The 25199-nt window shown below is 43.6% G+C and carries 25 protein-coding genes; 16 read left to right on the forward strand and 9 right to left on the reverse strand.

Features of this window, described 5'->3' with window-relative positions; genetic code table 11:
• Positions 1 to 77: 77 nt before the first annotated feature.
• Together LKD70_RS16140 and LKD70_RS16145 are read right to left on the reverse strand one after the other, a co-directional pair.
• Complete coding sequence (locus LKD70_RS16140; RefSeq protein WP_227708904.1) at positions 78 to 1277, reverse strand: sce7726 family protein; 1200 nt, start codon at positions 1275 to 1277, stop codon at positions 78 to 80.
• Positions 1274 to 3328, reverse strand: a complete 2055-nt coding sequence (locus LKD70_RS16145; RefSeq protein WP_227708905.1) for an AAA family ATPase — start codon at positions 3326 to 3328, stop codon at positions 1274 to 1276. The genes LKD70_RS16140 and LKD70_RS16145 overlap by 4 nt, the downstream gene beginning before the upstream one ends.
• Positions 3329 to 3546: 218 nt before the next feature.
• Here LKD70_RS16145 and LKD70_RS16150 point away from each other — a divergent pair, with 218 nt between their 5' ends.
• From LKD70_RS16150 to LKD70_RS16165, 4 genes are all read left to right on the forward strand, one after another.
• Positions 3547 to 4647, forward strand: coding sequence for a helix-turn-helix transcriptional regulator (locus LKD70_RS16150; RefSeq protein ID WP_227708906.1), 1101 nt, complete (start codon positions 3547 to 3549; stop codon positions 4645 to 4647).
• 2 nt (positions 4648 to 4649) lie between these two features.
• Positions 4650 to 5372 carry a hypothetical protein gene (locus LKD70_RS16155; RefSeq protein ID WP_227708907.1) on the forward strand — a complete coding sequence of 241 codons (723 nt, stop codon included), beginning with the start codon at positions 4650 to 4652 and terminating at the stop codon, positions 5370 to 5372.
• A gap of 240 nt (positions 5373 to 5612) precedes the next feature.
• On the forward strand, positions 5613 to 6941 hold the full coding sequence (locus LKD70_RS16160; protein WP_227708908.1) for a DUF2779 domain-containing protein: 1329 nt from the start codon (positions 5613 to 5615) through the stop codon (positions 6939 to 6941).
• A gap of 46 nt (positions 6942 to 6987) precedes the next feature.
• The gene (locus tag LKD70_RS16165; protein ID WP_227708926.1) at positions 6988 to 7461 is read left to right on the forward strand and encodes an SLOG family protein; all 474 of its coding nucleotides are present in this window, start codon (positions 6988 to 6990) and stop codon (positions 7459 to 7461) included.
• A 43-nt stretch (positions 7462 to 7504) separates the two neighbouring features.
• On the opposite strand, the gene LKD70_RS16170 is transcribed toward LKD70_RS16165, so the two are convergent.
• Both LKD70_RS16170 and LKD70_RS16175 read right to left on the reverse strand, forming a co-directional pair.
• The gene (locus tag LKD70_RS16170; RefSeq protein ID WP_227708909.1) at positions 7505 to 8044 is read right to left on the reverse strand and encodes a hypothetical protein; all 540 of its coding nucleotides are present in this window, start codon (positions 8042 to 8044) and stop codon (positions 7505 to 7507) included.
• 33 nt (positions 8045 to 8077) lie between these two features.
• A complete protein-coding gene (locus LKD70_RS16175) occupies positions 8078 to 9307 on the reverse strand; it encodes an RtcB family protein (RefSeq protein ID WP_227708910.1) in 1230 nt (409 codons plus the stop codon).
• Positions 9308 to 9546: 239 nt separating this feature from the next.
• Between LKD70_RS16175 and LKD70_RS16180 the strand changes: the two genes are divergently transcribed.
• Positions 9547 to 10032 (forward strand): hypothetical protein, encoded by a 486-nt coding sequence (locus LKD70_RS16180; protein ID WP_227708911.1) that lies wholly within the window; start codon positions 9547 to 9549, stop codon positions 10030 to 10032.
• Here the strand turns inward: LKD70_RS16180 and LKD70_RS16185 are convergent.
• Positions 10001 to 11077, reverse strand: coding sequence for a hypothetical protein (locus LKD70_RS16185; RefSeq protein ID WP_227708912.1), 1077 nt, complete (start codon positions 11075 to 11077; stop codon positions 10001 to 10003). The genes LKD70_RS16180 and LKD70_RS16185 overlap by 32 nt on opposite strands.
• 15 nt (positions 11078 to 11092) lie before the next feature.
• A complete protein-coding gene (locus LKD70_RS16190) occupies positions 11093 to 12175 on the reverse strand; it encodes a hypothetical protein (protein ID WP_227708913.1) in 1083 nt (360 codons plus the stop codon).
• Positions 12176 to 12327: 152 nt separating this feature from the next.
• Between LKD70_RS16190 and LKD70_RS16195 the strand changes: the two genes are divergently transcribed.
• From LKD70_RS16195 to LKD70_RS16230, 8 genes are all read left to right on the forward strand, one after another.
• Positions 12328 to 13419, forward strand: a complete 1092-nt coding sequence (locus tag LKD70_RS16195) for a hypothetical protein (protein ID WP_227708914.1) — start codon at positions 12328 to 12330, stop codon at positions 13417 to 13419.
• A gap of 253 nt (positions 13420 to 13672) precedes the next feature.
• Positions 13673 to 14617, forward strand: a complete 945-nt coding sequence (locus LKD70_RS16200) for a hypothetical protein (protein ID WP_227708915.1) — start codon at positions 13673 to 13675, stop codon at positions 14615 to 14617.
• A 59-nt stretch (positions 14618 to 14676) separates the two neighbouring features.
• Positions 14677 to 15159, forward strand: a complete 483-nt coding sequence (locus LKD70_RS16205) for a hypothetical protein (RefSeq protein WP_227708916.1) — start codon at positions 14677 to 14679, stop codon at positions 15157 to 15159.
• A gap of 338 nt (positions 15160 to 15497) precedes the next feature.
• Positions 15498 to 16439, forward strand: a complete 942-nt coding sequence (locus LKD70_RS16210) for a hypothetical protein (RefSeq protein WP_227708917.1) — start codon at positions 15498 to 15500, stop codon at positions 16437 to 16439.
• Complete coding sequence (locus LKD70_RS16215; RefSeq protein ID WP_227708918.1) at positions 16436 to 16717, forward strand: cyclic-phosphate processing receiver domain-containing protein; 282 nt, start codon at positions 16436 to 16438, stop codon at positions 16715 to 16717. The genes LKD70_RS16210 and LKD70_RS16215 overlap by 4 nt, the downstream gene beginning before the upstream one ends.
• 282 nt (positions 16718 to 16999) lie before the next feature.
• Positions 17000 to 17521, forward strand: coding sequence for a primase-like DNA-binding domain-containing protein (locus tag LKD70_RS18970; RefSeq protein ID WP_456115024.1), 522 nt, complete (start codon positions 17000 to 17002; stop codon positions 17519 to 17521).
• A gap of 240 nt (positions 17522 to 17761) precedes the next feature.
• Complete coding sequence (locus LKD70_RS16225) at positions 17762 to 17962, forward strand: helix-turn-helix domain-containing protein (RefSeq protein WP_140398806.1); 201 nt, start codon at positions 17762 to 17764, stop codon at positions 17960 to 17962.
• A gap of 91 nt (positions 17963 to 18053) precedes the next feature.
• The gene (locus LKD70_RS16230) at positions 18054 to 19196 is read left to right on the forward strand and encodes a tyrosine-type recombinase/integrase (RefSeq protein ID WP_227708919.1); all 1143 of its coding nucleotides are present in this window, start codon (positions 18054 to 18056) and stop codon (positions 19194 to 19196) included.
• Positions 19197 to 19752: 556 nt separating this feature from the next.
• On the opposite strand, the gene LKD70_RS16235 is transcribed toward LKD70_RS16230, so the two are convergent.
• Entirely contained in the window at positions 19753 to 20040 is a 288-nt protein-coding gene (locus LKD70_RS16235) for a hypothetical protein (protein ID WP_227708920.1), read from the reverse strand.
• A 162-nt stretch (positions 20041 to 20202) separates the two neighbouring features.
• On the opposite strand from LKD70_RS16235, the gene LKD70_RS16240 reads away from it, so the two are divergent.
• Both LKD70_RS16240 and feoB read left to right on the forward strand, forming a co-directional pair.
• The gene (locus LKD70_RS16240; RefSeq protein WP_227708921.1) at positions 20203 to 20430 is read left to right on the forward strand and encodes a FeoA family protein; all 228 of its coding nucleotides are present in this window, start codon (positions 20203 to 20205) and stop codon (positions 20428 to 20430) included.
• Entirely contained in the window at positions 20427 to 22472 is a 2046-nt protein-coding gene (gene feoB, locus LKD70_RS16245; RefSeq protein ID WP_227708922.1) for a ferrous iron transport protein B, read from the forward strand. Before LKD70_RS16240 ends, feoB begins: the two co-directional genes overlap by 4 nt.
• 43 nt (positions 22473 to 22515) lie before the next feature.
• On the opposite strand, the gene LKD70_RS16250 is transcribed toward feoB, so the two are convergent.
• Positions 22516 to 23280 carry a tRNA pseudouridine synthase A gene (locus LKD70_RS16250; RefSeq protein WP_227708923.1) on the reverse strand — a complete coding sequence of 255 codons (765 nt, stop codon included), beginning with the start codon at positions 23278 to 23280 and terminating at the stop codon, positions 22516 to 22518.
• 198 nt (positions 23281 to 23478) lie between these two features.
• Between LKD70_RS16250 and LKD70_RS16255 the strand changes: the two genes are divergently transcribed.
• The gene (locus tag LKD70_RS16255; protein ID WP_227708924.1) at positions 23479 to 23955 is read left to right on the forward strand and encodes an acyl-CoA thioesterase; all 477 of its coding nucleotides are present in this window, start codon (positions 23479 to 23481) and stop codon (positions 23953 to 23955) included.
• A 196-nt stretch (positions 23956 to 24151) separates the two neighbouring features.
• Here LKD70_RS16255 and LKD70_RS16260 read toward each other — a convergent pair.
• Positions 24152 to 25199, reverse strand: a 1048-nt coding sequence (locus LKD70_RS16260; RefSeq protein ID WP_227708925.1) for a transposase, incomplete at its 5' end; no start/stop codon positions are given.

The raw sequence follows: 25199 nt of genomic DNA on the forward strand, positions 1-25199 counted from the left end.
ACAAAGCTGAAGTTCTTTTTCTATAAAAATTTCTTCATCTGTTAAGTGAAAGTAGGAAATATCAAAAATATCAGCAACTATGCAGCATTGACCGCAGTGAAGTGAATTATCATGAATAATTCAGGCTGATTATAATTTTCTTCTACCTTCCAACGCCTGTCTTCATCCTGCCATATCCATTCTTTAAATAGATTGATGATTTTTTGCTGCTTATCAAGAGCAGCAACTGTTTCTTCTCTGGTTTCCCGGCGGATTTCCCGCAAATTTAAAATAGCTTCCAGGATATGCAGAGCATTATAGTTTGGTGCGCCAAAATCGTAATCAAGGCGGGAATTATGATAAAATTTTTTGTTTGAGATAAACCAGTATCCGGTAACATCTTCATAATATAATTTCGCCTCCTGTTTATGAGTCGGATACTGCCAGCGTTCTTTTCCCCATATCAAATAATAAATAAAGTCGTCAATGATCTTCCAGCTTATCCATGGTGTACCAGGCGAAACTTCAATGTCCTTATAGGAAATTTTATGAGGGAGAAGTCCTGCTTTTTTTGTTGGATGCTGATATTTTTCTTTTGTTTGCTGAAGTTTTTTTGCTTTTGTATACAAATTAATCCATTGATCTAAGGTTATCTGCTGCAGATCCTGTTCGGAGAGAGAATCAATGAATTCTTCTGCCGGAACAGAATCACAAATGTCGGATGTCCTGGTTTCTATTGTATTGCTGTAAAATGTATAATCCCTGGCGTTGAAAATAGAATAATCTCTATGCATCAACTCATACAACAGGGCATTATTGATCTGGTTCTCCTGATTTTCTGACAGCAGATATTGTATGATATAATCTTTGCTCTTATAGGTACATGGCGGGAGATTTAAACGGCAGAGGATATTTTTCAGTTCGATCTTCCATAAGAGTTTTAGCTTGTTTTTCAGGGAAGGTTTGCCATGTTGCGCCTTACGCGCAACATGGACATGATCGTTCATGACAACAATGATCCCCCAGTAAAAAGGGAGTCTTTTTTCTATGGTTGTACTGTGCTGTTGTCCTACAACAATATAGTTCTTGTCAAATATTTTGTCATAATTTTTAATTTGACGATCAAGACGCTGATAGTTATCCAGATCACTTTTGATCTCATATCCGGTAAGACAGTCTGTCACTGCCATAAGATCACAGATGGACGTGCCGATGCTTTTTTCCTGATATATGCGAATTTCAGAGTTGCAGGCTTGCAGCCATGAAATTAAAATTTTGCGGATTTCTTTATCATTCACAGTAGTCTCACCTCGTTAACTAACTTTTGCTTTCCTGGATAAACAAAACCTATGGTTTGTCTTTTTTCTCTTTTTATTTCCGTCAGTTCGATGTCCTTAGCTTGTAAGGTTACAATATCCCTATCCGAAATCCGGTCATAATCCTGGTCAAGTAGCCGCACGGCCTGGGCCATCTGTGCTTTTTCGATCACATTGCGGACGTATCTGCCGTTCCCGAAATCATCCTGTTCCCGCGCGATGGAAAACAGTTGTTCCATTTTTTCGCAGGCACCTTCTGAAAGGTTCAATCCTTTTCTATTTGCGATCAGGTGTGCGATATTGCAGAGTTCTTCCGTGCTGTAATCGTCAAACGGCACATGGAAGGTAATGCGGGAGCGAAGCCCGGGATTCTTCTGCAGAAAAGACTCTATTTTATCCGGATATCCTGCAAAGATCACGACTACGTTGTCACGGTGGTTTTCCATTTCCTGGACAATGGTATTGATTGCTTCGTCGCCGTAGGAACCGTCCCGGTCATCGACCAGGGAGTAGGCTTCATCGATAAATAATACGCTGCCTTCTGCCTGCTTGAATTTTTTCTGGATCATTGGCGCAGTCCAGCCGACATATTTTCCGATGAGATCGCCGCGGCCGACTTCGATCAGGTCCCCTTTGGAAAGCAGACGGTTTTCTCTCATGATCCGGGCAAAGAGCCGGGCGACGGTCGTCTTGGCTGTACCAGGATTCCCGGAAAATACCATATGCATGGACAGGTGATCGGCCGCCATGCCTTTTTCCGAGAAGAGTTTCTGGGCCTTGGCATAGGCAAGCGCCTGGCGGATGATCTTTTTGGCTTCAGTCAGACCGATCATTTCCATCAGTTCTGTATAAGCCGAACCCTTTGGTGCGGATTTCAGGACAGTCTGATCCGTTGTTTTGACAGTGCAATACTGTGGATAAACAGATGTTTTCAGTTTCCGGTCGTACCAGGCATCGAAGAGAATATGCAGGTCCGGGGCCAGATAATTTTTGTTTTCTTCCAGCATGGAAAAAAGTTTCTTATCACATCTGACGCCATGATTTCCCGCAAGTCCTTTCAGAAAATTCACCGCTGTGTCGCCACTCATAAAATCTTCTTTTAATTCTACAAAGCTGGTACTCCCGAGATTTTCATAAAAAATATCCTTCAGGATCGTACACTCTCTTGGAAGTGCAAAAATGGTGAGAACCTGATTCCGGTATTTCTTCATAGTTTTGCAAAGCTGTTCGATTATGTACCGGCTGCTTGAAGCATGGTCATCCTCGGTATCATCACCGGTGAGATAACTGACGATCACAGCGCCGCCGATGCAGCTTTGATAAAGACAGTCATAGGTGGAACTGGAAAACTGTTCGCCCGGACAGAAACGGACCAGACAGCAGCGCCGGCTTCTCAGCCTGCCGCTGGCATAGAGAGCCTGGAGCAGAAGGCGGCATGTTTTCTGCCTTGTGTCAGAGTCATCTGTCTGTACCATATAATGGACCGGGTGACCGATCGCTTTCTTCATGGATTTTCCGGCATAGATCCGGTCAAGTTCCGGGCGGAGAGACTCTCCGGCAGAGAAGGTATCTGCCTCTCTATATACAGTGGATCTGGCAGATTTATCTATAATTTTTTCATCGTAGTCAAAAAATCTTCCGAACCGGCTGCACAGTTTATCCAGGTTAAAACGCTCCAGTATTTCGTCATCGTCGTCGATATAATCATGGCGGCAGGCTGTCTGGAGCATGGAATGGGCAGCGTTAAACGTAATTTCTTCCATATGGAGATCCTTTACAGAAAGATTCAGTGCTTTTAAATAAGCCTGTATCTGTTCCGGAAGTCCGGAAGATTCCTGACTGATGATCCCGGCATGAAAAATATTGTCGGATGCATCGGTTACATAGAAGCAGGACTGCCCCTTGAGCGTCTGATTAAAACTGGTGGTTTTCAGGCAGATTTTTCTCGCCCTTTCACGCAGGATATGTCTCTTATCATTTTCTTCTGTCCAGTCCGGGTTGGTTATAATTCCTTCAAATTTATAAAACTGCATCACAGTACCTCCGATCTGTTGTGTAATGCGTATTCTTTACGAGTAAAAGATACCAGTACCCATGGCTCAAAAACAGGTCACGAAGAAAGAGCGCAGTGTGTCCTCATTTTGACTCATGTTATGAGTTATCCTGTAGAAAAGTAAGAGGAATTGTTATTTACTTTTAAGGGACACAATGCAATAATAAATGAAAGAAACAAGAGACAGAGGAGTTATTTATGTATGTAAAACAGCCCAAAAAACTGCTGATCCTGAATATCCTTGATATCCTGCGGAAGTATACGGATGAAGATCACCGTCTGAGCCAGAAGGAGATCGCTGAAATCCTGAAAAATGAATATGACATGAAGGCAGACCGGAAAGCAATCCGCCGCAATCTGTTGAATCTGATGGACTGTGGATACGAGATCGAGTACAGTGAAACGATCCGGAATGTTCCGGTGAAGGACAAGAAGACCGGAGCAGTCCTAAGAGACAAGGATACCGGAGAGCCTGTGATGGAGGAGAACGAACTCTGGTCAGATTTTTATCTGAAGAGACAGTTTACGGACGGGGAACTCAGACTTCTGATCGACAGCCTGCTTTTTTCCAGGCACATTCCCTACAGTCAGTGCAAAGATCTGGTGGAAAAGCTGGAAGATCTTTCCAATATATATTTTAAATCCAGAGTCCGTTATATTTCCACACTGCCGGAGGACAAGACGGATAACCGCCAGCTTTTTTATAATATCGAGATGCTGGATGAGGCCATCAGCAAAAACCGTAAGGTTTCCTTTCGATATGTGGAATATCAGACAGATAAAAAACTGCATGAAAAGAGATGGCCGGACGGGAGTATCCGGGAGTATGTGATCACACCTTATCAGATGGCGGCAAGAGAAGGGAAATATTATCTGATCTGCAACTATGATAAATACGATGATATTTCCAATTACCGGCTGGACCGCATCCGGGATATCCGGATCCTGGATGAGCCGGGAAAACCATTTTCAGAGCTGAAATGGTCCGGGAACCGGAAGCTGGATCTGGCAGAATACATGAAAGAGCATGTATATATGTACTCCAGTGAAAATGTTCATGTGAAGTTCCGGATCGTGAAGCCGATGATCACGGATGTGATCGATATGTTCGGGAAAGAAGTAGCATTTTCGGATGAAAATGAGACACATGTGACGGTTGCCGTAAAGACAAACGAGCGGGCGATGGAGCAGTTCGCAAAGAACTTTGCCCCGGATGTAGAAGTGTTGCAGCCGGAGAACCTGCGGCAGAAGGTAAAAGAAGAACTGGAGAGAGCAGCGGAAGTTTACAGGAGAATTTGAGAATGAGTGAAAAAACATGTAAAAAGGAACTATATGATTTTTTGATGTATAGTGTTTTTGGCATCATTGACAAAGAAAAAGACAAGAATAAGAAAATAAAGTGTGCACGTCGCGCATATCGAGATCTGGCTCGGACAATAAAATATAAGTACTCTTCATCTGAACTTGAGCATGCGAAAAAAGGGTCTAAAGAAGCCGATTTTAAAGCAAAACGTGATTCTTGGATCAGAGAAATGTGTATTGAGTTAATTAATTCTATTGATATGTTTGAGAAAGAAAAGAAGGAATTTGATATATGGCATAAAGAGCTATGTATCAAATTTGTTGAACCTACGGAAGAGGATGAAGTTTTTTGTAGAGGAAAAGAGTTCTTGGAAGAGGGGATTACATATGGACAGGCGCAAAAATGGTTGAATATGACATTGAAATATCTGTGGTTGATGGACTTGTTGCCAGAGGAAATATCACCAAGATCGCTGCATGTTCCGATAGATAGCTATATTTTAAATGCTTTAAAAGAAAAACCTTTATTCGAAGGCAGTATCAAAGCTTCTAAATATAATGGACAGGCGTGGAGTGCTATGTCCGAAGATAATTATAAGCAATTGCAGAGCGAGATTAGAGCAATGCCAAAGGAGGAAAATGAATCTCCTATAGAATGGGAAGGAAGGGTATGGATTAAGATGGCCAATAAGGGGAACAGCAATAAGAGCAATAGTAAATGATGTTCCTACCTTTTAATGTATCTTGTCAAACAGATTTTTTATTTGCATAGTTTTAACCATTATTGGCATGGATTCACGTAGGAGAACGCGATGGAATACAATATCTCTAAATCACGGTACTGTTCTGCTGTTCAGTGCCCGAAGATCTTATGGTTAAAAAAGAATATGCCGGATGTGTTTGACGCATCCGTTGTGAATCAGGCAGTATTGGATACGGGCTCGGCTGTCGGAGACCTTGCAATGGGATTGTTCGGCGACTTTGTGGAAGTTCCTTTTGGCAATCTGAGCAATATGGTTGCAAAGACGAAGCAGCTCATGGACTTGCAGACACCGGTTATTGCAGAAGCGTCCTTCTCTACGGATGGACTGTTCTGCAGTGTAGATATCCTGAAGGTTCTAAATGATGCCGAAGTGGAATTACATGAAGTAAAAAGCTCCACTTCGGTGCATGATATTTATTATCACGATGCGGCATTTCAGTATTATGTGTTAAGTAAGCTTGGTTATAAGGTCCGGTCTTGCAACATCGTTCATATCAATAATCAATATGAACGGAACGGAGAGTTGGACATCCATGAGCTTTTTACCATCAAAGAGGTTACTGCTGACGTAATAGCTTTACAACATGAAGTGGAAGCGAATATCCGGATGCTTCGTGAATATATGAAACAGATAGAAGAGCCGGAAGATGATATTGGGGAGCAATGTTTCTCACCTTATCCCTGCGGATTTTTCGCCTACTGCTCCAGACATTTGCCAACGCCGAATATTTTTCAGGTAGCCGGAGCCAGGACAACCACGAAACTGAAATGCTACCGCAAGGGGATAGTGTCTTTTGAAGATTTGAATATCTGTGATTTACTGTCTGGCGCTCAATATAAACAGATCGAACATGAATTATTTCATTATCCGCCTTACATAGACAAAGAAAGAATCGGGGAATTCATGCAAACAATCACGTATCCTCTGTACTTCCTTGATTTTGAATCTTTTCAGCCGGCCATTCCGCTGTATGATCATTCTCATCCGTATGAGCAGATCGTTTTTCAATACTCCCTACATTATATTGAGAGCGAGGGCGGGGAGTTAAAGCACAAAGAATTTTTAGCATACCCCGGAGAAGATCCACGGCGTAAGCTGGCAGAACAGCTCTGTGCGGATATTCCCTTGGATGTATGCACTACGGCTTATAATATGAGCTTTGAAAAGGGAAGGATACGTGGGCTTGCGGCACTATTTCCTGACTTGAGAGAGCATCTTATGAATATACATGATCATATTGTGGATCTTATGATCCCGTTTCAGAAAAAATGGTATTACTGCAGGGCCATGCAAGGTTCTTATTCTATAAAGTATGTTTTGCCTGCTTTGTTTCCTGATGATCCGGCGTTGGATTACCATAATCTGGAAGGAATCCATAATGGCGGCGAGGCCTCGGATGCTTTTGCAAAAATGGAAGCGATGACAGAAGATGAGATTGAAATAACAAGAGAACATCTTCTGAAATACTGTGGCTTAGACACTTTTGCTATGGTAAAAGTGTGGGAAAAATTAAAGGAAGCTATTTAGTCCACAATATTTTTGAAATTTATTGATCGAAAAAGGAAAGATTTCTATGAAATGTTGTTTTACTGGGCACCGGTATTTCCCGTGGAGTTCAGATTTGGAATCTTCTGAATACCAGGTATTGATAGAACGATTAGATCGGGCAATCGACCAGGTGCTTACAAAAGGTGTTATCCATTTTATTTGTGGTAATGCGGTTGGCGTAGATACATGGGCCGCTGAGCGAGTCTTGCAGAGAAAAGCTAATAATCCGGAAATATTTCTTGAGATTGCCCTGCCCTTTTCCGACCATAACAGACACGAACCCGGCTGTCAGAATATTCAATCTAAAGCAGATCTTGTCCATGTCGTCAGCACGGAGAAATCCAGGATAGCCGCTTTCTGCGAGAGGAATATATACATGGTAGATCAGAGCAACATCCTGATTGCAGTATATGATAAAAACCGCTCTCACAGCGGTACAGAAAAAACCGTGGCTTATGCGAGAAAACAAGGACTGGAAATCATAGAAATCCAGCCGTGAAAAACCGGTCTGATTACCGGTTTCTTACCCTTTCTTGACAATATCAATCCCATAAGTCGTTAAAATAGGTTTGAAACATCTCCAAAGCTTTCTTTCGGCATTGAAGGCGGTATTCCCACCCATCCTTTAATTTCCAGCCGTCGCACCACGATTTTCGCATCAAGTCTGCCATTTCCAGTAAAGTACTCCCCCATGCTTCATGAGCTTCCGTTTCTATTTTTTCATAAAGTTCTGGGAATTCCCTTGCGATGGAAATAAAAAATTTTTCATAAAGTTCCGGGAATTCCCTTGCGTCTGGAATAAAAAATTTTTCTTTGGAGACGGAAAGTTCCTTTTCATGCTTTTGAATGTATTGTTCCAAGAAAGTCTGCGGATAACTGTTTTTACAGCGATTAAACTCTTCCAACATGTCCGGCATGACGTTCAGAAACCAGGTATCGATCTCCCACAGGTCCTTTTCACAATAGCCCTTTCGTATCCGATCCAGACAACATTTCAAGTCACTGAAAAACTGCAAGATACTGCTTATGGGTCTCCGAATCGAATAATCTGACAAATAAAATACGCTGCTGGTATGCTGCATTTGTTATCCCTCCATTTAGGTTATAAGCTGTTTTCAAGGTTTTATTTTTGGTGCATCGCCTGACGCTTTGAAGTTATAGACCGGTTTCATTACTTCAAGAATATCGACAGAGTCAGCAATGACATCAATGATATCCTCGATGGATTTATATGCCATTGGAGCTTCGTCAAGAGTATGTTCGTTGACGGACGTGGTGTAAATGCCCGCCATTGAAGCTTTATATGATTCAAGAGAAATATGATCTCTGGCCATTGTCCGGGACATCACTCGTCCGGCACCATGTGGAGCAGAGTAATTCCATTCTGGATTTCCTTTGCCAAGTGCAAGAATGGACCCATCCCTCATGTTAATGGGAATCAGCATTTTCTCTCCAGTGTGTGCGGAGATTGCACCCTTGCGAAGAATTCTTTCTTCTGTGTCAATATAGTTGTGAACAGTGTGGAAGCTTTCTATAGCAGTCAATCCGGCTCTTTCCAGTAGGATTTCTGCTATTTTTTCACGGTTTATATGGGCAAATTGCTGGCAGATCTTTACATCCTCCAGGTAGTCCTCCATGAAAGAACCATACAACCAGCAAAGATCTTCCGGCACATCCGGCTCATGGGATTGGTATTCTTTTATTAGCTGTTTTAATGCTTTCTGGATTTCATCTCTGCGCCCTTCTGCCTTGTAGGAACGGATCAGTTCTTCCTTTTGAACAAAGAGCTCTTCTTTTCCGGAATGAAGATCGATAGCGAGCTGTTGATAATACTCTGCTACCTGTTTGCCCAGACTTCTGCTCCCGGAATGAATGATAAGATAACAGGTTCCATCTGATGTCCTGTCGATTTCGATAAAGTGATTACCACCGCCTAATGTTCCAAGCGAACGCACTAATCGTTTGCTGTCTTTCAAGTAGCGATAGCACTTTAATCTGGTCAGATCAAATTTTTCAATACGGCCCTCCCAGATATTCCTGCCGGAAGGGATAAAGTGTGCTGCTTCATCGACTTTTTCCAGGTCAAGTTCTCGGTCTGCCAGTTTCACGGTATACATCCCACATCCGATATCTACGCCCACAATATTGGGGCAGGCTCTGTCGGTGACAGTCATGGTTGCTCCAATTGTACATCCTTTTCCAACATGCACATCCGGCATGATACGGATTCGCGAACCAGATGTAAGCTCATAGTCACACATTCTTCGGATCTGTTCGATCGCTTCGTCTTCAATCACGGTAGCATAACAAATTGCGCTGTTAACTTTTCCTTTAATTTCGAACATTTTGTGCCCTCCTGCATGGTGCTCCACCCATTCTGTTTCTGTGAGTAATATATCACTTAGGATGGCCCCTTTTTGCCTCACGGCTAATAGTATTTTGTGATTGGATTAATTTGGAAGCAGTAAATGGGTGTCTTCTTGGGCACAAGGAAATCGAACCCATAGCAACAGAATGAGGCATACGGTTTCAGACAAAGGCTGGACGAATATGAAAGGGTCGAATAGAAAGAAGGTATTAAGAGATGAAAATAGAAATATGTAATCGAAGGGAACTTGAGAAGAAGGATAAAGTTGGCTTCTTAGCGAACACATCTGTCATCAGCATTACAGACGTTGGAGAACCCCCTGTAATGCTGATAAATACTCCCCAGCATATATTGAATTTAAGTTTTGATGATATAAATTCTAAAGCAGACACTTTTTATGATAGTCGCAGATTTACTCTAAATCTATTTTCAAAAGAACAGGCGGAGCAACTTGCGGCTTTTGTTTACGAATATAAGGATGAAACAGAGCACTTTATTTGTCAGTGCAGATGGGGGTATTCGCGAAGTGCTGCTGTTGCCGCCGCCCTGAGGGAGCATTTCTACAAGGATGGCATGAAGATTTTTCTTGATGAACAGTATTATCCCAACATTTATGTGTTCAGACAGACATTGAAAGCTTTAGACAGCCTGTTTGAAAACGGAGTACCATCTATTCTTCATCACGCTCCAGGAAATCAATAATTTCTTCAGAGCTTACTTCCCTTGGGATTTTTTCTGCTCCAGCTGGAGGAGGAAGCAGCAGATCATGATAGTCTTCTATAAATTCTGCAAGGTCACAGGGATCCAAGACGACCTTTTTCGCTTTTAATAATTTGCTTACCAGAGGAAAGATCCGATATGGTTCTGTCAGCGCCTCTGACGGAAAGTATTCGCAATCTAGCAACAGTGATGGATCAAGTACCCGCAATGTGTCTGACTTCTTATTCCAAAGAAAAAATCCCCTGGGCTGATAAGTTGTTCCCGCATAGATAAAGACTCCGCCGGCAAGATCGCCTTCGGGAAAGTTAGGGTCGTATAGATAGTCTCCAGGCTGAAAGGGTATTGGGAATTCATCTAAAATAGGTCGTGATCCGAAGTAGGAAAGTACATCGGTGTATAGAGACCTTTTCTCTTTTGGCATGTTATTAAGGTGTATGAAACCTGGCTCCGGCTCCATAAGTGCCAGTCTGTGGTCTGGAAGAAATCTGGCGATTGTCAGATATCCACCGTTGGGATTTCTTTTGCAAACATGAATATCAATGATTTTTCCCTTGTTTTTGGGAATTGCCTTCAAGGCTGTCTCCAGAGTAGGGAAGTTTTCCTTGATACTGCGATATTCTCGCCAGAAGCGTTCTCCTGATGGGAGAACTTGGTATTCTACCTCATAGACTGCCGGTTCGTCTGACTTATAAAATTCGGATGCCAATTCTTTTTGCAGCCTAATGTAAGCCAGCAGGAAAGCATGTGTACTGTCTATATATTTTTGCTCTAGCCATGTATAGCTGGAGTTGGTCGGACAGTCTGGAAGTGAATTTGTGATTTCCTGCCATGCAGAACATTTTTCATCAAGACTAATCGTTTCACATCGCCAGATCAACCAAGCTGCCTCCAGTGCAATTGGCTGGTAATGAATGTGTTGTAAATAGGTGCGGACGGCATTAGAATTGACATATTTCAGAAAATCTATCATGGATATTTCTCCTTTTTGAATCTTTTTCAGCAAATAGAACATTACTTGCTGTAGCATGATTTAAGGCTCCATTTACTCATCATCGTTCTCCATAATATCGATAAACTCTTCAAAATCCATTTCTGCCGGAACTTTTGCGATTTGCATGGTGATAGAGAGCCCTTTTTCGTTATCATCTGCCTCAGTTTCTTTGGGCACAGCAGGAGGAATTAAAAGATCGTGATAGTCATTTATAAGGTCTGCGAAATCCCATGGATCCAGAGCAACATTCTGTCTTTTTAAGAATTTGCTTATCAGAGGAAAAATCCGGTACGACTCAGACAGGGCATCCGCCGGATAATATTCGCAGTCCATCAGACGGGGAGAAAGGGCCGATATCATATCCGGCTGGTTATCATACAGGAAAAGTCCTATGTTACAGTTACAGGGAACAGGTGTTGTCTCCATAGCGATGAAGACACCGCCGCAGAACATTCCTTCCCGCATGTTTGGATTATAGAGAATATCTCCGGAATGAAACGGTGTGGGGAAGTTATTTTGAATGGAGTGTGCCGCAATGTAGTCGAGCACACCGGTATACAGAGCCCATTTGTCTTTTCCCATATTGCGGGCATACATGGATCCCGGACGCGCTTCTATAAAAGCAAGCCTGTGATCATCAGGCAGAAATTTGGCAGCTGTAAGGAAATTTCCAGTGGAGTTCTTTTTATAAATCGTGATATGAATGACTTCTCCTTCGTCTTTTGGAATTGCCGTCAAGGTTGTCTCCAGAGTAGGAAAGTTTTCTTTGTTGCTGCGATATTCCCTCCAAAAGCGCTCCCCTTTCGGAAGAATCAGGTATTCTGCCTGATAAACTGCAGGCTCATCGGCATGATAAAATGCGTCTGTCAGTTCTTTCTGCAGTGCAATATATGCACGCAGGAAAGCATGTGTGCTTTCTTTGTACTCTGTTTTTAACCTCATTGTCCGACTGTCAGTTGGGCAATCCGGGAGAGTGTCGATAATCTCCTGCCAAGCGGTATATTTTTCTTCTAAACTGATTGTTTCGCACTGCCAGACGAGCCATGCGGCTTCCAGAGCGGTTGGCTGATAGCAGATTTGATGTAAATGATTACGGACGGCATTGGAATTGGCAAATTTTGTAAAATCTATCATTGATGTTTCCCCTTTCCTTTTGTTTCGGACTATGGTTTTTACAGGGAATACGATATCATTTGCCGTGGCCTGATTTTGCCCCATGCGTCCTGCTATATTAATTGCACAGGAAGGAAACAATATGAATGCATCAAAAAGTGGGGAGACGAAGGATGAATATTTTCCGTTTTATTAATTCAAAAGATATTCGCAGGTATTTAAGAGAAATTCAGTATCAGTTTACGGTTCCTGAAGCGGCCTTTCTGATTTATATGAGCAGAATTGTTCCCTTAAAGGAAAAGTTTGATGCATGGCAGAAAATCATCAACACCATGCCGGATTGTTCTTTAGAAGAGCGGCTTAATATGAAGGCGATTCCAAGTTTTCATCGGTTTCTGGAAGATTACATGGCGCTGCAGAAGAAAATGCTTGCATGTTTTTACCGGAAGGAGCAGGCGATATATACGATAGAATTTTTCGAAAAGGAACCGGGAAAATATGACTGGGTTGATCTGGGGTTATATTTTCCGGATTATCAGACAGCGGTTTCAAATTTAACAGAGAACTGGCTGGAAGACGATGTAGAAAAGATCCGAATTACAAAACATTACTTTGCTGATGGAGCGACAGAACAAGAAAAGAAACTGTGGATTGAGACAGACCGGCAGTTAAATGTCCTTTCGCTGGGGGAAAAAGACTGTCTGTCAGATTCTGAAAGCGGTACAGCAATTACATTTGAGGGAATGTGGTTTTCTTTTCCTACTCCGTTTCACAGGGGAGATGTCCTGATCGATCAAAGGGCTCCAGACTCTCCGATTGTACTGCAGGACATCTCCACGTGGGGCCAAGAAGAACTCTTAAGAAATGGATTTTCAGGAGACGCCCCATTTGTAATAAATGCAGAAAAAAGGCTGGAACGCTGCCGGAGACATGGCGACACCTCAGACATGAATTATTGCGCATATTATCTGGCGCCTGACAGGACAGGGGAAGACCATCTTTACTCAGATATTTTCTGGTCCTATCTGGATCTGGAGAGATATGAGAAGCCCCTGGAGGGAGAAGCGAAGATCCTGTCTGTAGTTGCCGGCGGAATTCTGCCTGACCGTCAGAAGCAGGCAGATGTGGAGCTTGTCTGTAATGCGGTTCTTCTCATCATACAGGAGGAACAGTGCCGGAAGCTGAGAAAATGGATGGAAGAGATATATACAAAAGAGAGTCTGGAAGCGTTGGGGTTAGTAAAAAACAGTCCGGGAGGTGAGTGATATGAAGATGGAGAAGGAAACATTTGATGCACTTGTAAAGCGGGTAAAGGATGCGGTTATAGAAGATCTGACATCCATAGATCCGGCCAGAACGATTTTAAAGGCACGCATCTGGTGCAGAGATGAGGAGGATCAGTTTGACCTCTATTGCCTGTATGATTTCAGTCCATATATGGATATGCTTTTTCGTAGGTTTGAACCGGATGTTACAGAATGGATCCGGGAACAATGTGAATGTCTGAAAGAGCGCTTTATGGCAAAAGAGCGGGCGGGAGCCGATATCAAGGGAATAAATCATTATGCGTATCACCATGAGACATACTCGGAAGAAGAAATATACCGCAAGTTTTATATTACTGTTATAAAATATGCTGACATTAATGGGAGAATGACAATTCTTTACAGTGCGGATTTCTCTTTGAAGGGGAAAGTGATTGCAATTGATGATCCGACAGGATATTATAGTGGATTCCAATATGAAGGTTACGAACTGTCAAAATCAGAAAAAATCATTTCGGATAATCTGTCGTTGTTTTTTCGAGGGATAACGGGAGCATTCTCTGAAGAACCGTATCAGAAAGGTGATATTCTGTATGTGGATGGCAGTCCCTATGAAAGTCCTTTCTATGCAGTGGACTGTGGAAAACGCCTTTTGTACATAGAAAATGCAGAAAGCGTGACCCGCTGCTTACAATATGATCTTGCCCCGCGATATTATCCGAAACGGGAGGTAGAACTAAGGTATCGTGATACGATTCCACTTTGCTATAAAGTACAGAAAGTAGAGGAATGCAGATACAAGTGCCTTACCGAAGCGGGCAGACTGATAAAATCGGGTTTGGATGAGGAAGAGGAGATAAAAGAAAAGGTCGGAGGAATGTTCTTGGAGGAATTCAGGTATACGCCGGTTAAAAGCGAATATCAGAGTGAAAGCCGGATAAAAGAAATAGCCGGGTTAATTACTGAACTGAGTGAAAAATATCCGGAAATGCCTTTTACAGCATTTTTTCGAGAATTTAAAGATTGGATGGAAGATACAAGAAAAATCAGTGATTGGAATCGAGCTGATATGGATGATAAATGGCTGCTTGCATTTCTTTCTGAATATAGCGGTCGGAATTTGAAGCTTTATAGATACCAGAGAGAAAAATTTAAGAGAAAATGTCAGGACAGGAATCCCGTTTTTGAAGATGTGTAACAGAGTAATTTTCAGCATATATGACTACTTTAGAATATTTCTGGAGGATTAAGTGAAGGATGAAAATAAAGATTTTCAGCAGACGTCAAATCGAAGAATTGCTCCGGGAAGGTTTTCCGGAGAAAACGGCAGTCATCAGTTTCTATGATCCTGAGACATCACGCTTTATCGCTGAAGATTACAGACCGGTTGATTATAAAGAAAAAACAGACCGATTATTCCAAGTTCCCCTGCATGACATTGATCTGTCTGTTCTCCCGGAGTATGGTCTGACTTATGAGACATATTTTCCGGAGGCAGACGCATTGGCAGAATTTATCTATTCTGCGAAAACGGATGGATATAATATCATCTGTCAGTGCGAGTACGGCGAGAGCAGAAGCTCCGGGTGTGCAGCTGCGATACTGGAGCATTTCTACAAAAATGGGATCTCAGTTTTTGCGGATTACAGATATTATCCGAATCAGGTCGTATATCATAAAGTGTTGGAGGCATTAGAGAAGTTCTATGAAACCAGTAAAAGGAGTTTTTTGGATCGTTGAAGGCAGACTTCTGGCAATTCCGTTTGATCATGCGCATCCCCATAGTCTTGCAAAATCAGGAGATACTTATGTACATAAGAAAATATGGGGATACGTCAGACCGAAGGGCTGCAAAAAACCATATAATTATTATCCGAGAGGGAGAATTGAAATAAAGAATAACGGAAGTGCCGTTGTATATATGAATCCGAATATTGGAGAGGGATACATAAAAGATATCATGGAGATTTATCGGCTTTCTGAGTATCCACGCGTAAAGTATGATTACAGCAGACATTATAAATGTTATCTTGATGCGGGATGGAAAGCGGAAAGAAGACGTTGAGAGGATGAGAAAGATGGACGCTTTTGGGGAATTGCAGAATATTACACTGGAAGAATACCTGACTCTTCTTGAACAGATGAAACAGGCGGCTCTCTGGGATATGGATTCGTTCCTGGAAAAAGAAAAGTATACGGGAGATATTCGGTCGGGTTCATTTTTAGGCGTAAGGCTCCGATACCGGGATGATGAGGACTGTCTGTATGCCGACTGTTTTTCGGCGGGACCGCGTCCTTTTACGAGACTGCATCCGGATCTCTGGCAATTTATGGAGGAAGAGTCGGAAGAACTTCTGATTAATGAGGATTTTGATGAACCGGCGGAAAACAAATTTTACTGGGAAGTAACAAAATATATTCGATGCAGGGATCGCTTTTATGAGCAGTATGCGGTAATATATTCTTTGAAACGGGAAATACTGGGTGTTGAGGGATATCCGTATGATTTTGAACGCAGGACGTTTCGGGATTTAAATTATGAGGTATGTTTTTCGGAGGAACAGAAGTTTATCCTTGGGCGTGCGAGGCAATTGAAAGATCCGGTGAATGTTGTGCTGCCATATCATCCGGGAGATATCCTGTATGTGAATGCAAATCCGTTCGGGAAACCATTTTATGCAGTATATTGTGCAGAGACAGTATCGGACAGAGATCATTTTGAATGGACAAAAAAAGAGTACGGATTCTATAAACGGGAGCATCCATGCCTTTATATTTCAGAAGACAAAAAAGGTCTGGACATCACGGATCTGTGCGGATGGTTTACAGATTATATACCGTTTCCTTATGCCCCGCTTGATCGGATTAAAGTGGTGGATACCTGTGGTGATCCGGTTCTTTTAAAAGCTGCGGAGATGTTAAAAGAGGATCCGGTCATTTTTCGGAAGTGGCTGGATTGGAGAGAAACAGGGCAATCGTTAGAAGGCAAAATCCTTGCTGTGGAAGGTGTAACTATATGAAAATCTGGTTGGATGATATTCGGCCGGCACCGGATGGATATATCTGGTGTCGGAGCGTTAATGAGGTAATAGGTGTTATAAGTAATACGAACGATAAAATAGAATTGATAGACTGCGATCACGATCTGGGCGAATATGCGAGAGATGGTGGAGATGGGATTAAGCTGCTTGATTGGTTGGCAGAACATGGACTTTTCTATAAAATATATTTACATACGATGAATCCGGTTGGAAGAGAAAATATGGAGCGATTGATCAGAAGATATTGGAAAGAATAAAAATAATGTCTACAGTCTTCGGGTAAAGAAAACCTGGTGACTGTATTTTTTATGTTTCAAACTTTCAATACATATTGTATAACTATCCCTCTTCTGTGTGAGTGGTGAAGGGAAAATAATCGGGTGTTGAGTGGTGGATCTTTTGCGAAACATATAAAATTTTGATAAAAAATATATTTTTTGTAATTCCACCCTGTAAAATCGCCCGTTTTCCTTTCTATAGGTGAAGGGGCAATCATTTCCCTTCAAAGACTGTTGCAGAGCGAAAGGAAGGGATAGGAAATGAATGTGTATGAAGCAGTCAAAAACACAGTGACCACCAGGCAGGCGGCGGAATATTACGGGATCAAAGTGACAGGCAGGGGCATGGCGCGCTGTCCGTTCCATCATGACCGGTATCTGGGGGACAAGCTGATCCGGGAGACAGAAGGGATCGTACTGTGGTGTCTGGAAGGACTGCACAGACTGGTCCGGAACGGATTTGAATTCAGCATCAGCGACCGGGCAAGGAAGAACCTGGAAGATCTGATGGAGAATGAGAATAATATCATTTCATTCCTGAATTCTGCCGGATATGTGAGAAGGGAAGAAGGAACCTATGCCAGTTCCAGGCGGCTTTACGCTGCCTACCGGAAATGGTGCGAGGACAATCTGGAAAGGCCCAGGGCAGAGAATACTTTCAAGAAGTATCTGAATGAGAATGCAGAAACACTGGGGCTGACCTATGATAAAAATCTTCCCGGCAGAAATGGGAAGACTGTGCGCGGCTTCCGCGGGATCCATGTGGAAGTCCGTACAGAGTAACAGAAAAGATCCAGGCACTTCAGGCGGCCCAGGCGGGTAAAAATGACTTCTTTTTTTATTGTATAGTTTATTTCTACTTAAGAAGTGAAATAAACTGCCTAAACTGCCTAAGTCCTGAAAAATAAAACAAAAATAATGTTTATAGACTGCCTGAGGGATGCCTGGAAAGTGCCTGAAAATATATGGATTAAAACAACCTCTTCCTGTCAGGCATCTCTCGGACGGAAAGGAGTTTTGTTTATGAGTAACGTCCCTGTTAGGGAAAGAAAAATAGAAAAACAATTGCTGAATATTAAAGAACTCTGTCTTTATCTTGGAGTCGGGCAGACGAAAGCCAGAGAACTAATAAGAGGAAATAATGGTTTTGGCGTCCAGATTGGAAACAGGTGGTATGCCAATAAAAAAGAGCTGGATAGATGGCTTGAAAAAAATACTGCGTAAATATTGCCAATTCAGACAAATAAACGGGAACCTGTGGTATAGTAAAGTATGGTAAACAGGTTCCTGTTCAATGTATGGAAGGGAGATATTTGTGGGAAAATCATTGAACGGGAAAGAACTTGGAAAAGGAATCACACAAAGAAAAGATGGGATATATCAGGCCCGATTTACAAACAGATTTGGAAAACGTCAGACATTGTATGCTTCTACAGTGACGGAAATTACAAAGAAGCTGCGAGAAGAACAGTTCAGGGATGATAAACAGCTCAATGTAATTTCAACGGGTATGACTCTGGATGAATGGTATGAAAAGTGGATCACTACCTGTAAGAAACACTGTAGAGATACAACAAAAAGAACCTATGCGATCCAGTACAACCGTCTTCGGGAGACTCTGGGATGGAGAAAGCTGACCCGATTAAATCTGATTATCCTTCAGGATGCATTTAATCAGCTGGCTACAGATGCCATGCGGTGCGATTGTAAAGCACTTCTCGTAGATATGCTAAACAGGGCTGTAGAAGCAGATTTGCTAAACAAGAATATTGCAGTTGGTATCAACCCGATTATAGAAAATGAGTTGAAAGAAGAAAAGCGGATTCTCAGCGAAGAAGAAATACATATGATTCTTGAAGAGTCCAAAGGCGGACAGTTGTATCCGTTTTTCGTGGTTGCCCTGAACACTGGAATGCGCATGGGAGAAATCCTGGGATTGACATGGGATTGTGTCGATATGGAAAGCGGTACGATACTGGTGGATAAAACACTGTGTTATCTGCCGGAAGGGGGAAGGGCCCTTTATGAATTCCATCAGCCAAAAACAAAGGCCGGGAAGCGAAGAATTCCGATGACAGTAGAAGTACGGAACGTATTTATGGAAATGCAAATACGCAAAGATCGCATTGCAACCCGCCATAATCCGAGACCTGGAATGGAAGATCTTGTGTTTTGCAGCAAGACTAATAATCCTGTGAATGAAGCTAATATCAGAAGTGCGATTCGATACCTGGTTAGAAAAATAAACAGGAAATATCCGGGACTGGATTTTGAGCCGTTTACTCCACATGGACTTCGGCACACCTTTGCCACAAAAGCGATTGAAAAAGGAATGCGCCCCAAAACATTACAGAAAATTCTGGGACATAATTCCCTCCAGATGACGATGGATCTTTATTGTCATGTGGAAGAACATACCTTAAAAGAAGAGATGGCGTTGATCGGAAAAGTGGTGTAGTAGTGGTGTAGTAAAGGATGACCGTATCCGGGAAAGCCTTGATATATGTGGGGTTCAGGGCGTCAGCCTGAAGTTTTATGTTTTCCAGGTGTGTGATGAAAAATAACGGCGGTACAGGATAAGTTACGGGTTCTCTTTTTTCTGGGAAAGACTTCTGGCGATAGAGATCAGAAGCTTTTTGTCCTGGCGGTTTAAAGTTCTGTAGGCGGTAAAGAGTCCAGTGTCTGTCGGTCAGATATTGATCTATTTTTGTGAGTACTTCATTTTGGGATTGACTCATAAAAAACGCTCCTTTTTTACCATACATTCTAAAGACGATATTGATGGAATATCAGATTGAAATATACATAATACTTTTAAAATATTATTATAAAAAGACGTTGTATCAGAAGTGTTTACCCTTTGCAAAGAAAAACAGTGTGAAATTAAAAGAGCTGATATACAGCGGAAACAAGGTTTCAATGCTGTATATCAGCCTCTGAAAATCTGCGGGTATGAACAATGTTCAACGTCCGCCTTGTGAAACTGGTGGGAAAAATCCGAAATGAATGAACTATTAATGAGCCAGAAGCTCTTTTATCTCTTCGATGCTTTTCCCGGATTCGACGATCAGTTCCGCAACTTCCTTTAATGCAGCCGCTTTTTCTTCTTCGGCTTTCTGTGCGTCAAAAGCGGCTTTATCCTTTTCGAGTTTTTTGATCTCGGCCTTTTTATCTTTGATCTGAAGACGATAGGAAGAAACGCACTCTTTGTACTCGGTCTCCAGCTTTGTCAGCTCGTCATTTGCTTTTTCAAGTAATGCGGAATAATCCTTTTCAACAACTTTTCTGCGTCCACGTGGCATATTCGTGATACCTCCATCTGATTTTATTAAGAAAAGCATAACACTAAAAAGTGGCAGAGTAAAGTATCTTTTTACACTCTGTTTGACTTATGACTTCAGAGTGTATATAATATTGTTGATAAAAGTTATCAATAGCGTTGGTATACAAAGGATGACAGAAGTATGAGACTGAAAGAGGGAAAAAACAACCACATATATACGGTGGAAAAAATACAGATTGAACTGAGTCTTGAACGCAGACTGGAGGCTCTCGGACTTACGGAAGGATCGCAGATCACTGTGCTGAACAATGACAAAAAAGGAGCGATGACAGTAAGGTTCCGCGGGACGCGCTTCGCGTTCGGGAAGAGAATCGCCGACAATATCTTTGTGAAGGAGGCGGCGGTATGAGCGAAAAGGTGATCAATGTCGGATTTATCGGGAATCCAAACTGCGGAAAAACGACACTGTTCAACGCCTATACCGGCGCGAATCTGAAGGTCGCGAACTGGCCGGGCGTCACGGTGGAGAAAAAGGAAGGAAGAACGGTTTATAAAGGACAGGAATTCAAGCTGATTGATCTTCCCGGCATTTACAGCCTTACATCCTATACAATGGAAGAGAAAGTGTCGCGGGAATGCATCATGAGCGGCGAAGTTGATGTGATTGTGGACGTGGTTGATGCCTCGTCTCTTGAGAGAAATCTCTATCTGACACTGCAGTTAATTGAGCTTGGCAAGCCTGTGGTTCTGGCGTTGAATATGATGGACGTCGTGGAGGAGCGGGGAATGGAGATCGACCTTCACCGGCTGCCTGAGATGCTTGGCATTCCGGCGATTCCTGTTTCTGCCAGAAAACGGACGGGGCTGGAGATCCTGCTCCATGCGGTGGCCCACCACAATGAATATGCAAAGCAGGGGCCGTTTATCCATCACCATTCGGCAGAGACGGGGCACAGACATAATCATCACAGGGAATATGCCATGGTGTACGATGACCAGATCGAGGATAAAATCGATGCGATCATTGAACAGTTCCGGAAAAGGTATCCGGATATGGATAATATGCGGTGGCATGCCATTAAGATTCTGGAACAGGATGAGACGGTGATGAAACAGTATCCCGTGGATCTGGATGGAATCGCGGAGCGGAGCTACGAGAAGGATATTATTAATGAAAAATATGATTTTATCGAGGAAGTGATCGATGAAACGCTTGTCAATAAAAGCGAGAAAGCGGAGCGGACAGAGCGTATTGACCGCTATATGACAGGGAAATGGCTCGGCCTGCCGATCTTCCTTGTGATTATGGCGCTTGTGTTCTTCCTGACATTTACGGTGGGAGACTGGCTGAAAGGATATTTTGAGACAGGACTTGATCTGTTTACGGGGGCGGTAAGCGCAGGGCTTGAGAGTGTTGGAACCATTCCGGTGCTTAACTCGCTGATTGTAGACGGAATTATTTCCGGTGTGGGAGGAATTCTTACGTTCCTGCCGAATATTTTTATCCTGTTTCTGGCGCTTGCGTTCCTCGAGGACAGTGGATATATGTCGAGAGTTGCGTTTGTCATGGATGACATCATGAGCCGGCTGGGGCTTTCGGGAAGAGCGTTTCTTCCGATGCTGCTCGGGTTCGGATGTTCGGTGCCGGCGGTGATGGCGTCGCGCGCTCTGGAACACAGGAAGGACAGACTGAAAACGATCCTTGTGACTCCGTTTATGTCGTGCAGTGCCAGACTGCCGATCTACGTGCTCTTTTCTTCCATGTTTTTCGGCGATTATGCCATGATTGCATGCTATTCCATGTATATTCTGGGCATTGCGGTTGCGATTCTGACAGCATATATTCTTTCCAGAATTGACGGAAGTAAGGCGGAACACGCGCTTCTGATCGAACTGCCGGAATATAAAGCGCCCAACGCGCGGACGATTGCTGTGTATGTATGGGAAAAGGTGAAGGATTATCTGACGAAAGCAGGGACAGTGATCTTTCTTGCATCCATTATCATGTGGATTCTCCTGAATCTGGGACCGGCCGGTTTCGTCACGGATATAGCGGACAGCTTCGGAGCAATGATCGGGAAGATTCTCGTGCCGTTCTTTAAACCGCTTGGTCTGGGATACTGGCAGATTGCGGTGGCGCTGATTGCGGGTATTGCCGCGAAAGAAGTTGTGGTGTCGAGCTGCAGCGTGCTTTTCGGCATTCAGAATATTACAACAGGACACGGGATGGAAAGTTTTGTGGCAGTGCTCGGAACCATGGGATTCGGTGCGGCGAACGCGTACGCTCTGATGGTATTCTGCCTCCTGTATGTTCCGTGTACGGCGACCATTGCCACGATACACCGGGAAGTGGGAAGCGCAAAGACGACCTGCGGAATCATCTTTTTCCAGCTTGCCGTGGCCTGGGTTGTGAGTTTTATTGCCTATCACATCGCAGGGCTGATCCTCTGAGAAAAGTTTGTGTGTGCCGGAAATGGCAGAACTGTGTCTGCCGCTATGGATATTGTATGGATGTAAGCAGGAGTCCTTTTGCTTCGCAGAGGGCTCCTGCTTTTTGTACTTTTGATGATTGTGATTCGCTGCCATTGAGAATGTCTTTTATACTTTCGGGAGTACGGATGCCCTGCCCGGTTTCGAGAAGCGTGCCGATGACAAGCTGGGGCATGCGGCAGAGAAAATCATCCGCGGTGACTGTGATTCTGGCCAGATCTTTTTCCTGTCCGGATTCAATCTCCACAGAAAATATTTCTTTCACCGTGCTTTTCTTTGCGCGGCCAGCCGAAAAATGTGTAAAGTCGTGTTTCCCAATGAGAGCGGATACGGCCTGTCTCATGGCGGCAAAATCTGGCGCGGGATAAATATGGGCGGTGTATCCGGCGGAAAAAATGTCATAGACCGGAGCTGTACAGATCCGGAATTCATATGTGCGGGACAGGGCGTTCAAGTCCGCCCGGAATCGCTCCGGCGCTGTGCGGCAGTCCAAAACAGCAATATCCTGAGGAAGACAGCGGTTCAGTTCTGTGCGGATCTGATCTGCGCGGAGGCCGGAACCGGCTTGAAAGCTGACGGTCTGAGCCAGCGCATGTACGCCGGGATCGGTCTTTGCACCTGCGAACAGAGTGACAGGCTCCCCGGCTATTTTTTCAAGAACGGTCATGAGCTTCCAGGAGACTGTTCTGTTTAAACCGTCCTTTTTCGGCCGCTGCCAGCCCAGATACCGTGTGCCGTCATACTGTATGGTGAGTCTAAAGTTCTGCATATGAGATCCTCCTGAGGCCTATTATAGCGGTGCTGAGGAAATCTGACAAGTATATCCGCATCTGTATACGGCGCCGGGGGGATCGGGAGCTTGTTCCCGTGAAGGCAATGTGTTATGATAGGCTCATATGAGCAGGCTCATGTGGGTTCAGACCTTTTGATCCTGGCATCATTCAAATTCAGTCAGGGGATGAAAAATATGACAGAAGCAAGAAAAGTATCGGAATCACGGGTTGAGACTATTCATATGATCCGGCCGAACCACATGAACGCGGCGGGAAGACTGTTTGGCGGCATGCTGATGCAGTGGCTTGATGAGGTCGCCGGGATGGTGGCCATGAGGCATACCCGTTCCAATGTGATTACCGCTTCCGTGGATAATTTAAGATTCATCCATGGAGCGTATAACGGCGAAGTCGTTGTCATTATCGGTAGGGTGACTTATGTGGGAAACACTTCCCTGGAAGTGCGCGTGGACACGTATGTAGAGCATCTCGAAAACGGGCAGCGCCATCCGATCAACAGGGCGTATTTTACAATGGTTGCCCTCGATGAAAACGACAGGCCCCGGAAGGTGCCTGGCCTGATTCTGGAGACAGACGCCGAGAGGGCGGAGTGGGAAGCGGCTCAGAAGCGGCGTGAGATGCGGATGAAGAGAAAAGAAGAAGGATTCTGAGACGGAATAATCTTGATTTCATAGGGGGAGTCGGTTAATACCGAATTTTAACCCCTGATATGTAGGAAAGAGACAATCCCAGAGAATTCGGGGTTTTTTAGGAACCGAATTCTCTGGCGGACTGTCTCTTTCTTTTTATTCCTCGTATTTTAGGGCGCAAAAGCCCCTGTTCTGGATTGCAAGAGCGCTCCATCGGTTAAGCGGCTTTCTGCTCCTTTTTCCCTTCGTATTTCTCGATTTCATGATGCAAGAACCGGTGGTATTTTAAGATGTTCCGGCCTATTGCATACAGCATGAACTCTTTATACACTTTTTCCGCCGAACGGTAATTAAAACGCCGGAAGTTTTCGTTCTCTTTGATATCTCCAAAGTGCCCTTCTGTCTGGATCGATCGTGTCTGGCGTTTCAGGATCCCTTCTTTACTCTGGATATTCGCAGGGGATTCTTCCTTCAGTTCTTCCCAGCGTTCGTTGATCTTCATGACTTTATTGCGGTCTGGATTCTTTTCCGCATTGTATCTGTAAAGACATTTGGATTTATGCTCACAGCCGCTGCAGTCCGCACAGCCGTATACTTCCACCGTCTGGGTATAGCCGTCCTGTTCTTTGCTTTCCGTCCGGATATGGCGCAGTTCCCTTCCATCATGGCAGATGTAATAATGCTCATCTTCAAAAACAGCATATGTCATGTTGGTATACTTCCCGATGTCCTCTTTGTATGCCCGTGTCTTCCACTTCTCATGGTCTTGAAGTTTGATGAAGCTTTTGATCTCATTCTCTTTCAGATACAGCAGGTTCTTCTCACTGCAGTAGCCGCTGTCTGCTGTCACCGCCTCCAATGTATCTCCAAACGCATTCCGGTGCTTTTCTAAAACTGGGATCAGCGTATGATAGTCTGTCCGGTCATTGCTCACATACCCGTGGACAATGAAGTAATTCTCTACTGCGATCTGGACATTGTATGCCGGTTTTAACTGCCCGTTCATCATATGGTCTTCTTTCATCCGCATGAAGGTTGCTTCCAGGTCTGTTTTGGAATAGCTGTTGCGGTCTTTCCCCATGATCTCAAAACATTCCTTATATTCCATCAGGCGGGTCCCGCATTCTTCCAGTTCCTTGTAGAGCTCCTGGATTTCTGGTTTATGCTTTCCTTTCCCATAAACGAATCCGATCCCTTCTCCTTCCGCGATCCGCATCAGATTCTTCTGCAGCTTCAGGATCTCAAGCGGGGAACAGTGATCAATC

Source organism: Ruminococcus turbiniformis (assembly GCF_020687545.1).
Classification (GTDB): domain Bacteria; phylum Bacillota; class Clostridia; order Lachnospirales; family Lachnospiraceae; genus Mediterraneibacter; species Mediterraneibacter turbiniformis.